7 protein-coding genes are annotated in these 12,418 nt (G+C 65.3%); 2 read left to right on the top strand and 5 right to left on the bottom strand.

Translation table 11 applies throughout. The features are described from left to right. Positions 1 to 154: 154 nt before the first annotated feature. Entirely contained in the window at positions 155 to 4,891 is a 4,737-nt protein-coding gene (gene gltB, locus BBTA_RS06465; protein WP_012041646.1) for a glutamate synthase large subunit, read from the top strand. Between the two features lie 374 nt (positions 4,892 to 5,265). Continuing rightward, complete coding sequence (locus BBTA_RS06460; RefSeq protein WP_012041645.1) at positions 5,266 to 6,714, top strand: glutamate synthase subunit beta; 1,449 nt, start codon at positions 5,266 to 5,268, stop codon at positions 6,712 to 6,714. 228 nt (positions 6,715 to 6,942) lie between these two features. Here BBTA_RS06460 and BBTA_RS06455 read toward each other — a convergent pair whose 3' ends face one another. The 5 genes from BBTA_RS06455 to BBTA_RS06435 all read right to left on the bottom strand — a co-directional run bounded on the left by BBTA_RS06455 (position 6,943) and on the right by BBTA_RS06435 (position 12,411). Further along, entirely contained in the window at positions 6,943 to 7,761 is an 819-nt protein-coding gene (locus BBTA_RS06455) for an ABC transporter permease (RefSeq protein ID WP_012041644.1), read from the bottom strand. Next, complete coding sequence (locus BBTA_RS06450) at positions 7,758 to 8,594, bottom strand: ABC transporter ATP-binding protein (RefSeq protein ID WP_012041643.1); 837 nt, start codon at positions 8,592 to 8,594, stop codon at positions 7,758 to 7,760. Before BBTA_RS06450 ends, BBTA_RS06455 begins: the two co-directional genes overlap by 4 nt. Positions 8,595 to 8,661: 67 nt before the next feature. Then, entirely contained in the window at positions 8,662 to 9,768 is a 1,107-nt protein-coding gene (locus BBTA_RS06445) for an ABC transporter substrate-binding protein (protein ID WP_012041642.1), read from the bottom strand. 54 nt (positions 9,769 to 9,822) lie between these two features. Then, positions 9,823 to 10,749, bottom strand: coding sequence for a TauD/TfdA family dioxygenase (locus tag BBTA_RS06440; RefSeq protein WP_012041641.1), 927 nt, complete (start codon positions 10,747 to 10,749; stop codon positions 9,823 to 9,825). Positions 10,750 to 11,595: 846 nt separating this feature from the next. After that, entirely contained in the window at positions 11,596 to 12,411 is an 816-nt protein-coding gene (locus tag BBTA_RS06435; protein WP_012041640.1) for an arylamine N-acetyltransferase, read from the bottom strand. Positions 12,412 to 12,418: the final 7 nt, after the last annotated feature.

The following is a 12,418-nucleotide window of genomic DNA, read 5'->3' as shown; positions in this document are numbered from 1 at the left end:
TGTCACCCGGACCCTGGCTTGAACTCTGCAAATGCGGCTCGCTGAGAAGGACGAGCGTTGGCCCCGGAGAGAGGGGTCCGCGCAGCGCCCCGGGTGCGCCGGACGATACCGGAACTGTGGTGAAGGCCCTGACCATTAATTTATGGGGACGGATATGAGCGGATCGAAGGTCGAGCACGGAAAGTTGGGCGGCGCGGTGCTGGCTGCGGATTCGCACGAAAAACCGGCCGAGATCACCCGCGAATTGCATACGTGGCGCCCCGACGCCGAGGGTCTCTATGACCCCTCGCAGGAGAAGGATTCCTGCGGCGTCGGCTTCATCGCCAACATCAAGGGCCAGAAGTCGCACCAGATCGTTGCGGATGCGCTGAGCATCCTGTGCAATCTCGAGCATCGCGGCGCCGTCGGCGCCGATCCGCGGTTCGGCGACGGCGCCGGCATCCTGGTGCAGATCCCGCACGCCTTCTTCGCCCGCAAGGCCAAGGAGCTCGGCTTCACCCTGCCTGCTCCGGGCGAATACGCCATCGGCGCGCTGTTCATGCCGCGCGACGAGGCCTGGCGGAACGTCATCAAGAGCATCATCGCCGACCAGATCGAGGAGGAAGGCCTGGTGTTGCTCGGCTGGCGCGACGTGCCGACCGACAACTCCTCGCTCGGCGTGACGGTCAAGCCGACCGAGCCGCGCAGCATGCAGGTGTTCATCGGCCGCAACGGCGCCGCCAAGACCGAGGACGAATTCGAGCGCAAGCTCTACATCCTGCGCAAGTCGATCTCGCAGGCGATCTATCAGCGCCGCGACCGCGGCATGTCGGGCTATTACCCGTGCTCGATGTCGTGCCGGACCGTGATCTACAAGGGCATGTTCCTGGCCGACCAGCTCGGCAAGTACTACGCCGACCTGCACGAGCCCGACTTCGAGAGCGCGCTGGCGCTGGTGCATCAGCGCTTCTCGACCAACACCTTCCCGACCTGGTCGCTGGCGCATCCCTACCGGATGATCGCGCACAACGGCGAGATCAACACCCTGCGCGGCAACGTCAACTGGATGGCGGCGCGGCAGGCGTCGGTGTCGTCGGAGCTGTTCGGCAAGGACATCAGCCGGCTCTGGCCGATCTCCTATGAAGGCCAGTCCGACACCGCCTGCTTCGACAACGCGCTCGAATTCCTGGTGCAGGGCGGCTACTCGCTGCCGCACGCCGTCATGATGATGATCCCGGAGGCCTGGGCCGGCAATCCGCTCATGAGCGAGGAGCGCCGGTCGTTCTACGAATATCACGCCGCGCTGATGGAGCCGTGGGACGGCCCCGCCGCGATCGCCTTCACCGACGGCCGCCAGATCGGCGCCACGCTCGACCGCAACGGCCTGCGGCCGGCGCGCTATCTCGTCACCAAGGACGACCGCATCGTGATGGCGTCCGAAATGGGCGTGCTGAAGATCCCGGAGGACCAGATCGTCACCAAGTGGCGGCTGCAGCCGGGCAAGATGCTGCTGGTCGACCTTGAACAGGGCCGCCTGATCCCGGATGACGAGATCAAGGCGCAGCTCGCCGCCAGCCATCCCTACACCGAGTGGCTCGCCCGCACGCAGATCCAGGTCGAGAAGCTGCCGGACGCGCCGACCACGGGCGCGCGCACCAACCTGCCGCTCCTGGATCGGCAGCAGGCGTTCGGCTACACGGCCGAGGACATCAACATCCTGATGACGCCGATGGCCGCCACCGGCGAGGAGGCGACGGGCTCGATGGGCAACGACGCGCCGATCTCGGCGCTGTCGGACAAGCCGAAGCTGCTGTTCACCTACTTCAAGCAGAACTTCGCCCAGGTCACCAACCCGCCGATCGACCCGATCCGCGAGGAACTGGTGATGAGCCTGGTCTCGATCATCGGTCCCAGGCCGAACCTGTTCGACCTCGAAGGCGTCGCCTCGACCAAGCGGCTCGAAGTGCACCAGCCGATCCTGACCGACGCGGATCTGGAGAAGATCCGCTCGATCTCGGAGGTGTCGGACAGCCACTTCGTCTCGCGCACGCTCGACACCACGTTCGATGCGAGCCTGGGCGCGGCCGGCTTCGAGCAGGTGCTCGACGATCTCTGCGGCCGCGCCGAGGCCGCGGTGCGCGAGGGCGTCAACATCATCATCCTGTCCGACCGCATGGTGTCGGCGCAGCGGATTCCGATTCCGTCGCTGCTGGCCTGCGCCGCCGTGCATCACCATCTGATCCGCACCGGCCTGCGCACCTCGGTCGGTCTCGTCGTTGAATCCGGTGAGCCGCGCGAGGTGCATCACTTCGCCTGTCTGGCCGGCTATGGCGCCGAGGCGATCAATCCGTATCTCGCCTTCGAGACCATCATCGCGCTCAAGGACAAGCTGCCGGGCGCGCTGAGCGACTACGAGGTCGTCAAGCGCTACATCAAGTCGATCGGCAAGGGCCTGCTCAAGGTCATGTCGAAGATGGGCATCTCGACCTACCAATCCTATTGCGGTGCGCAGATCTTCGACGCGGTCGGCCTCAAGGCCGAGTTCGTGCAGAAGTTCTTCTACGGCACCCACACCCGCATCGAAGGCGTCGGCCTGGCCGAGATCGCCGAGGAGACCACGCGCCGTCACCGCGACGCGTTCGGCGACGCGCTGGTCTACAAGACCGCGCTCGACGTCGGCGGCGAATATGCCTACCGCACCCGCGGCGAGGACCACGCCTGGACCGCTGAGTCCGTCGCGACGCTCCAGCATGCCGTGCGCGGCAATTCGAAGGACCGCTACCAGGCATTTGCAAAACTGCTCAACGAGCAGTCCGAGCGGCTGCTGACGCTGCGCGGCCTGTTCCGGATCAAGTCGGCCGAGGACGACAAGCGCAAGCCGGTGCCGCTCGACGAGGTCGAGCCGGCCAAGGAGATCGTCAAGCGCTTCGCTACGGGCGCGATGAGCTTCGGCTCGATCTCGCGCGAGGCGCACACCACGCTCGCGATCGCCATGAACCGGATCGGCGGCAAGTCGAACACCGGCGAAGGCGGCGAGGAGGCTGATCGCTTCAAGCCGCTGCCCAACGGCGATTCCATGCGCTCGGCGATCAAGCAGGTCGCCTCGGGCCGGTTCGGCGTGACGACGGAATATCTCGTCAACTCCGACATGATGCAGATCAAGATGGCGCAGGGCGCCAAGCCCGGCGAAGGCGGCCAGCTGCCTGGCCATAAGGTCGACGCCACCATCGCCAAGGTGCGCCACTCGACTCCGGGCGTCGGCCTGATCTCGCCGCCGCCGCATCACGACATCTATTCGATCGAGGATCTCGCGCAGCTCATCTACGACCTGAAGAACGTCAATCCCGACGGTCAGGTCTCGGTGAAGCTCGTCTCCGAGGTCGGCGTCGGCACGGTTGCTGCAGGCGTCGCCAAGGCGCGGGCCGACCATGTTACGATCGCGGGCTTCGAGGGCGGCACCGGTGCCTCTCCCCTCACCTCGATCAAGCATGCGGGATCGCCGTGGGAGATCGGCCTGGCCGAGACGCATCAGACCCTGGTGCGCGAGCGGCTGCGTAGCCGCATCGTCGTCCAGGTCGACGGCGGCTTCCGCACCGGCCGTGACGTCGTGATCGGCGCCCTGCTCGGCGCTGACGAGTTCGGCTTCGCCACCGCGCCGCTGATCGCGGCCGGCTGCATCATGATGCGCAAGTGCCACCTCAACACCTGCCCGGTCGGCGTCGCCACCCAGGACCCGGTGCTGCGCAAGCGCTTCACCGGCCAGCCCGAGCACGTCATCAACTACTTCTTCTTCGTCGCCGAGGAAGTCCGCGAGATCATGGCCGCGCTCGGCTATCGCAGCTTCAACGAGATGGTCGGCCAGACGCAGATGCTCGACCAGTCCCGGCTGGTGGCACATTGGAAGGCCAAGGGCCTCGACTTCTCCAAGCTGTTCGTGAAGCAGAAGGCGGAGCCGGGCCAGAAGATCCATCACGCCGAGAAGCAGGACCACCATCTCGAAGCCGTGCTCGACCGCAGGCTGATCGAGCAGGCGCGTCCCGCGCTCGACCGCGGCGCGCCGGTCAAGATCGAGGCCGAGATCAATAACACCGACCGTTCGGCGGGCGCGATGCTCTCCGGCGCGGTGGCCAAGATCTACGGCCATGCCGGCCTGCCGCAGGACACGATCCATGTCAGCCTGAAGGGCACCGCCGGCCAGGCGTTCGGCGCCTGGCTCGCGAACGGCGTCACCTTCGAGCTCGAAGGCGAAGGCAACGACTATGTCGGCAAGGGCCTGTCGGGCGGCCGCATCATCGTCAAGCCGCCGCGCAATTCCGGCATCGTGCCGGAGGAGTCGATTATCGTCGGCAACACCGTGATGTACGGCGCCATCTCCGGCGAGTGCTTCTTCCGCGGCATTGCCGGCGAGCGCTTCGCGGTCCGTAACTCGGGCGCGGTCGCCGTCGTCGAGGGCGCGGGCGACCATTGCTGCGAATACATGACCGGCGGCATCGTCGTCGTGCTCGGCAAGACCGGGCGCAACTTCGCCGCGGGCATGTCGGGCGGCGTCGCCTATGTGCTCGACGAGGCCGGTGACTTCGACAAGCATTGCAACATGGCGATGGTCGAGCTCGAGCCTGTGCTGTCGGAGGAGATGATCGCCGAGGACACCTATCACCAGATGGGCGACCTCGAGGCGCATGGCCGGGTCGACGTGTTCAAGAACCTGCTGGCGTCCGACGTCGAGCGCCTGCACGTCCTGATCTCGCGCCACGCCAAGGCCACCGGTTCCAAGCGCGCCGCCGACATCCTGGCGAACTGGAAGGACTACGCACCGAAGTTCCGCAAGGTGATGCCGGTCGAGTACCGCCGCGCGCTTCGCGAGCTCGCGGCCAAGGCCGACGCCGAGCCGAAGATCGCGATCGGGGCTTGAGGCACGGCAGTAACCAAGGACGTCATTGCGAGCGCAGCGCAGCAATCCAGGGCCAAACAGAATGTCTGAATTGCTTCGTCGCTCCGCTCCTCGCAATGACGACTGAGAAGCAGACGGGCCTCGCCCTTCGAGACGCGGCGCAAGCGCCGCTCCTCAGGGTGAGGAGAAGCGGGAAGCAAACTCCTCATGGTGAGGAGGCGCCAAAGCGCCGTCTCGAACCATGAGGCCGAGGTCGAGGCCTCACCCTTCGAGACGCGGCGAAGGCGCCGCTCCTCAGGGTGAGGGGAAGCACAGAGGAAATCCCTCAAGGTGAGGCGGTGCGAAAGCAACCGATCCGAACCATGAGGCCCGAGCAGTCAGGGACGTCGTAGATCATGGGCAAGGTCACAGGTTTTCTCGAAATCGAGCGGCACGATCGCAAGTATGCGCCGGTTGCCGAGCGGCTGAAGAACTTCAACGAGTTCGTGGTGCCGCTCTCCGAGAAGGAGCTGCGCGACCAGGCGGCGCGCTGCATGAATTGCGGCATCCCCTATTGCCACGGCACCGGCTCGGCCGCGCCGGGCACCACCGGCTGCCCGGTCAACAACCAGATCCCGGACTGGAACGACCTCGTCTACAACGGCAACTGGGAAGAGGCCGCGCGCAACCTGCACTCGACCAACAACTTCCCGGAGTTCACCGGCCGCATCTGCCCTGCCCCCTGCGAGGCATCGTGCACGTTGAACATCGACGACAATCCGGTGACTATCAAGACGATCGAATGCGCGATCGTCGACAAGGCCTGGGAGAACGGCTGGCTCAAGCCGGAGCCGGCCGCGGTCAAGACCGGCAAGAAGGTCGCCATCGTCGGCGCCGGCCCCGCCGGCCTCGCTGCCGCGCAGCAGCTGGCGCGCGCCGGTCACGATGTCCACGTCTTTGAGAAGAACGCCAAGGCCGGCGGCCTGCTGCGCTACGGCATTCCCGACTTCAAGATGGAGAAGGGCATCATCGACCGCCGCATCGCGCAGATGGAAGGCGAAGGCGTGACCTTCCATTACGGCGTCAATGTCGGCGGCAAGGATGGCCTCGATGCCAAGACCCTGCTGAAGGATTACGACGCCGTGGCGCTGACCGGCGGCGCCGAGGCGCCGCGCGACCTGCCGATCCCCGGCCGCGATCTCGCCGGCATCCACTACGCGATGGACTTCCTGCCGCAGCAGAACCGCCGCGTCGGCAACGAGCCGGTCAACACCACCGAGATTCTCGCCGGCGGCAAGCATGTCGTCGTGATCGGCGGCGGCGACACCGGCTCTGACTGCATCGGCACCTCGCTGCGCCAGGGCGCGCTGTCGGTCACCCAGCTCGAGATCATGCCGGCGCCGCCGGAGCGCGAGAACAAGGCGCTGACCTGGCCGAACTGGCCCTTGAAGATGCGGACCTCGTCGAGCCAGGCCGAAGGCGCGGTGCGCGAATTCGCGGTGCTGACGCAGAAGTTCGAAGGCGAGAACGGCGTCGTCAAGAAGCTGCATTGCGTCCGCGTCGACGCACAGTTCAAGCCGATCCCGGGCACCGAGTTCGTGCTGGCAGCCGATCTCGTCCTGCTGGCGATGGGCTTCGTCCATCCGGTGCATGAGGGCCTGCTCAAGAGCCTCGGCGTCGACCTCGACCCGCGCGGCAACGTCAAGGCCAACCTGACCGACTACCAGACCTCGCTGCCGAAGGTGTTCTCCGCCGGCGACATGCGCCGCGGCCAGTCGCTGGTCGTCTGGGCGATCCGCGAGGGCCGGCTATGCGCCCAGGCGGTCGACAAGTTCCTGATGGGCAAGACCGACCTGCCGCGCTGAGCGTCGACGGTTTGTTGGCGACCACGCCACGACGGAGATGGTCTCCCCGCCTAAGGCAGGTTGATCCCATTTGCTGGCCGCCGTTTTGCGCTCGTCTCTCTCCATGTCGCCATGGCCGGGTTTGTCCCGGCCAACCACGTTCTTCCGCATGCTGGGAACGACGTGGATGCCCGGGAAAGGCCCGGGCATGACGGAGTAACTGATGTCGCTGCACACGTGCAGAGGCGGCTACGCGTCGCCCTTCCAGGCGGTGAGCCGCCGTTCCGCGAGCACCAGCACCTCGTTCAGGACCAGCCCGAGCAGCGAAAGCGTGACGATGCCCGCGTACATCTTAGGGATTTCGAACGTGAACTGCGCATAGTTGACGAGATAGCCGAGCCCGGCCTTCGCCCCGACCATTTCGGCTGCGATCAGCACCAGGATCGAATAGGCGCCGGCGATGCGGATGCCGGTGAAGATCGACGGCAGCGAGGCCGGCACCACCACGCGCGTGAACAGCCGGGTCTGCGATAACGCCATCGAGCGTGCGGAGCGGATCAGCAGCGGATCGACCTCGCGCGCGCCAGACACGGTGTTGAGCAGGATCGGCCAGAGACAGGCGTAGAACACCATCGCCACCTTCGATACCTCGCCCATGCCGAGCATGAGGACGAACACCGGGAGCAGCGCCAGCGGCGCGGTGTTGCGGAACAGTTCGAGCAGCGGATTGAGAATCTCCGCCACCGAACGGTACCAGCCGATGACGAGCCCGAGCGGCACGCCGACGGCAACGGCGAGGATCAGGCCAGAGAAGGCGCGGCCGGCGCTGGCTGCGAGATGCTCCACAAGCTCACCGCTGCGCGCCATCTCGACGAAGGCGGACAGCGCCGTCGAGAACGGCGGGAGGAAGGTGGTATCGACGAGCCCGAGGCGCGGCAGGATTTCCCATGCGGCCAGGAAGGCGAAGATCGCCACTGTCCCGCGCAGCAGCCGCGCCGCGCGGCGCGCGAAATGGCCCGGCCCCGACGACCCAGAGGCTTCGACCAGCCGGTCGACCGAGGTGCTCATGACGCGCGGCTCTCCTCGCTTGCGGTGGACTGCCGGACGCCATCGCGCACCACGCGCGCGGCGGCCGTCGCCTCCGGATGGAACAGCTGCCAGATGCGATGACGGAGCGCGACGAATTCGGGCGTCGCGCGCAGATCGTCGGCGCCGCGGTCGATATCGATCGCGATGTCGGCGACGATGCGCCCCGGGCCGGCGGCCATCACCAGCACGCGCTGGCCGAGATAGACCGCCTCGTCGATCGAGTGCGTAATGAAGACGATGGTCTTGCCGGTCTGCCGCCAGATGCGAAGGGTTTCGTCCTGCAGTCGCTCACGTGTCTGCGCGTCGAGTGCGGCGAACGGCTCGTCCATCAGCAGCACCTCCGGGTCATAGGACAGCGCCCGAGCGATGGCGATGCGCTGCTTCATTCCGCCAGACAGCTGATGCGGATAGCGATCGCCGAAATCGGCGAGGTCGACGAGATCGAGAAAATGCGCCGCACGCGCGGCGCGCTCCGCCTTCGGCACGCCGCGCGCTTCCAGGCCGAACTCGATGTTGCCCTTCGCGGTCTTCCAGGGAAACAGCGCGTATTGCTGGAACACGATGCCGCGATCGAGCCCCGGCCCCTTGACCGGAACGCAGTCGATGAGAATCGAGCCCCCGTCGGCCAAGCTCAGCCCGTCGATCAGATCGAGCAGCGTGGTCTTGCCGCAGCCACTCGGGCCGACCAGCACCAGGAATTCGCCGGGCCGGACCTCGAACGACACATTGCCGAGCGCGACGAAGCGGCCGCCTTGGTTGAGGCTGTAGCTCTTGCTCACATTGCGCACACTGATCGCCGCGCCCATCCACATGCTCCTTCAGGTCGCGGACCTGATCTTCATCTCGCTCGCGCCGCTCGCCGGCTGCGCGCGCGTCTCGTCAGTCCGCGAACGGATTGAACCGGTTGGTATAGACGTCGGCCGCGCGGATCTGGCCCGGCTTCAGCTGACCATTGGCCTCGAACCACGCCTGGTAGCTCTCGAACTCCTCGGGGCGGATGACGCCGCCCTTGCCGCCGACGCTGGCGGATTTCCAATAGCGCACCGCCGTCCTGTCCTCGTTCCTGTTGCGCTCCTGCAGGATCTTCTCCAGCCGCGCGATCACCTCCTCGCGCGGCGTCGACTGTGCCCAGGCAATCGCGCGCGCGGTGGCTTCGACGAACTTCCGCGACGTCCCCGGATATTGCGCGATGAACCGATCGGTGAGGATGTAGGCTGCATAGCCGAACGAGCCGAGCAGGCCGTAGTCGGTGACCAGGAGGCGCGCATCACCCTCTGCGAGCACCTTCTCCTTCAGGATGTCTTCGAGAAAGATGGCGTCGAGCTGCTTGGCCCGCAGCAGCTGCGCGAGGTTGACCGGCGGCGCCGGCACGAAGATCACCTTCTTGATGTCCTCGGCCGATACGCCCGACTTCTGCAGATAAACGGTGATGAGATATTCCTGATAGGCGCCCGGCGTGTTGACGCCGATCTTGCGGCCGACGAGGTCCGTGGCGTTCTGGATCGGGCTCGAATTGAGGGTGAGAAGGCCGCCGCTGGTCTGGGCATCGGTGCCGATATAGGCGATCACCGCCTTAATCGGGGCATGCGCTGCAGCGAGCTTCAGGATCGAGCCATTGAAGGCACCGCCGAAATCGATATCGCCGGTCACCGCCGCCTGGATGTCCTGCGGACCCGAAATCGTGTTGCCGATCCATTTCAGCTTGACGGGGGCAAGGTAGCCGAGGTCCTCGGCGAGCTCCGGATAGAGCACCCTGCCCGACCAGCCCTGGTAGCGCAGCTCCAGCTTTTCTGGAGCAGGCCACTGCGATTTGGAGCTCTCCTCGGCGCGAACCGGCTCGGAGGCAACGAAAGCCGTTGCCAGCAACAGCACGAAAGCAGCAAGGCTCTGCGCAAGTCTCAACAGCGCAAGCCTCAACAGCAGGGCGTCTTTGCGCCCGCGGCTCAGATCGATGATGTTCATCAGCGGCGATACTCGGTTCAACATTGGAGGCCGGCTCCTGGCGGAGCCGACCGGCTCACGAACGACGAGGCGCCGACGTCAGAACGCGCCGTCGTACTCCAGCGTGACTCGATGGATGCGCCGCGGCGCCTTCCCATAGTCGCGCACCGCGTAATGCTGGACCTGGCGGTTGTCCCAGATCGCGACGTCGCCCTCCTGCCACGCGAAGCGCGCCTGCACCTCGGGCGTCTTGACCAGGTCATACAGGTAGTTCAGCAGGCTCTGGCTCGCGGTCTTCGACACGCCGAGCAGATGGCTGGTGTGCGCCTCATTGACGAAGATCAGCTTGCGGCCGGTCTCCGGATGGGTCTTGACGACCGGGACCTCGATCGGCGGAAACTTCACTGTCGCATCCTGCACCCGCGCGAGCCCCTCTTCCGCAGTCTCCTCGCGGCCTTCCGCGTAGCCGGTGAGCAGGTCCGAGAGCGCTTCCTTCTTCGGCGAGGCGAAGAACGTGTTGACCGCGGTCAGCTTCTCGAAATAGCGGGCGAGGTCGGGATCGAGCAGATCGTATACCGCCGTGGACGAGGCCCAGATCGTGTCGCCGCCACCGTCGGGCGGCAATTGCTTGATATGCAGCACCGTCGCTTTCGGCGGCTGCCGCTGCCAGGAAACGTCGACGTGCCAATTGTCGGTGCCGCCGGTCTTGGTGTTCTCGTCATGGGCGATGACTTCGATCTCGGGAAATCCCTCGACCGACGGCAGATAGATGTTCTTGCGGATCGGATTGCCGAAGATGCGCGCGAGGTCGACATGCTGCGCGAAGCTCAGCGCCTGCTTACGGAAGAAGATGACGCCGTGCTGGACCAAAGCGCGATTGAGGTCCTGCTTGTTCTGATCACTGAGCGGCCTGGTGAGATCGATATTTTCGATCACGGCGCCAATCAGCGGCTTATAGGGACGAATCGAAATATCCTGGTGGCCATGCTTCGACTGAGCAGAATTTCTTTCCAGCGCGACACTCATCTCTTGTTCCCCGGAGCGTTGAGATAACAAAAGGTTAGGTTTGAGTGGAAAGACCGTCAAGTTAGTCTATCAAATAAGTATACAATCATCGCAAAGCCGCAGCGACGCGGAGGATCCGCATCGCATAGAGAGCTGACGAAGGCAGGGTTTGCCTCAAAGCCCGAGCCGATCGACTGCCAAGCCCGGTCGTTGCGAGCGGTCGACCGTGCTCTGCGACAATTCGCGATCGTGTGGGGAACGATGACGAACTTTGCGACGGAACCTTCACGGCGGCATCAGCCGCGGCCGTGCACTTTGGCTGTTAAGCAGATCGCGGCAAGCAGTGCAGATCGATGAGACGCCGCTTTCGCACCGGAGAAAAAAGGGTGGGGACTTCCTCGACATGAGTCTCCGTTCGGCCTGAAGTGGCAGGTCAGGCCGTCGTTTCATCATCGATCGGATGAACGTCGAAGCGTCAGGATCGACGTTTCACCGTGAAGCCCCCACCCGTCCTGGCCATCGGCCAGCTCGGATAAGCCGCGCCGCGCGCGGCTCTGATCTCAGAACGGGTGCAGCCGTGTCGCACGGCCGCATTGCCCAGTGCTTGATGAACCCCGCAGGATTTCGCGTTCCGCGCGCATCGCGATGGTCGTCATGTCGGACAATCCCCACGTCTCGCCGGCAGACGCCGCGGTCCCCTCTGGTTCACGCAACCTAAAAGTGCATCTCCTAAGATTGACCAAATGGCATCGCCAGCATTCCCATCAAATGCGGCGCGGGTCTCGACGATGTGCGCCCGCTCGTCGTTCACGAGAGCAACATAGGTTCGATAAACGAACGTTTCGTTACCGCATCAGAATACCGCCGTCAACTCGCGGTCCGCTCCCACAGGTCCTCGATCGGGACAGGGGGCGTCACCCGAAAGATGTCATCGATCACGTGGCCGAGCTCGGCGGCGCTCGCGAGGGCGCGCTCCTCGATCACCTCGGCATCGCCGTCCTGCCGCGTGTAGCGGCGGCTGACCAGCTTGTGCCGCACGCCGCGCGCGACGCGCTCCATCATCAGCGTGTGCGTGGCTGGCACGGCCGGGCTGGTCGAGGTGTACCAGCTACCGAGCACGTAGTCGGCATGGATCTGCGGCGCCAGGTCGAACGCATACATCATGCGCCAGCCGGTCGGCTGTTTCGCGCTGATCGTGTAGAGCCCGTTCCACATGCCGATGCGGAACGTGCCCATCGGCGTCCGCTGCTCCGGCCCGACCTCGAGGCGGATCGGCCCATCCATCATGCAGATGCCGAAGCCGACATCGACCAGATGGGGACGGCCCTCGACCTCGACCAACAACATCATGTGCTGACGCGGCCCGAGCGGATCGTCCGGCGCCGAGCGCCAGCGCACGCGCCCTGTCAAACCGACGACCTTGAAGCCGATCGCCTCCAGCACCGCCTGGAACAGCACATTCTGCTCGAAGCAATAACCGCCGCGGCGGCTCAGCACGAGCTTCTGCTGCACCGACGGCAGATCGACATGGACTGGACGTCCCATCAGCGGATCGAGCGCCTCGAACGGCAGCGCATCGACATGCGCGGCCTGAAGTGCCGCGAGGGTTGCCAGATCGGGCGCGAGCGGCGCGCGATAGGCGATGCGGGCGAGATAGGAATCCAGTTGAAGCTCAGCCGCCATCGCACCT

This window comes from Bradyrhizobium sp. BTAi1 (assembly GCF_000015165.1).
Taxonomy (GTDB): domain Bacteria; phylum Pseudomonadota; class Alphaproteobacteria; order Rhizobiales; family Xanthobacteraceae; genus Bradyrhizobium; species Bradyrhizobium denitrificans.
Note: the sequence above shows the minus strand (reverse complement) of the source record. Positions and strands in the feature narration are given on the sequence as shown.

Excerpts from the sequence above, each read along its gene's own strand:
- gltB (WP_012041646.1), top strand. The coding sequence starts at position 155 with ATGAGCGGATCGAAGGTCGAGCACGGAAAGTTGGGCGGCGCGGTGCTG.
- BBTA_RS06460 (WP_012041645.1), top strand. The coding sequence starts at position 5,266 with ATGGGCAAGGTCACAGGTTTTCTCGAAATCGAGCGGCACGATCGCAAG.
- BBTA_RS06455 (WP_012041644.1), bottom strand. The coding sequence starts at position 7,761 with ATGAGCACCTCGGTCGACCGGCTGGTCGAAGCCTCTGGGTCGTCGGGG.
- BBTA_RS06450 (WP_012041643.1), bottom strand. The coding sequence starts at position 8,594 with ATGTGGATGGGCGCGGCGATCAGTGTGCGCAATGTGAGCAAGAGCTAC.
- BBTA_RS06445 (WP_012041642.1), bottom strand. The coding sequence starts at position 9,768 with ATGTTGAACCGAGTATCGCCGCTGATGAACATCATCGATCTGAGCCGC.
- BBTA_RS06440 (WP_012041641.1), bottom strand. The coding sequence starts at position 10,749 with ATGAGTGTCGCGCTGGAAAGAAATTCTGCTCAGTCGAAGCATGGCCAC.
- BBTA_RS06435 (WP_012041640.1), bottom strand. The coding sequence starts at position 12,411 with ATGGCGGCTGAGCTTCAACTGGATTCCTATCTCGCCCGCATCGCCTAT.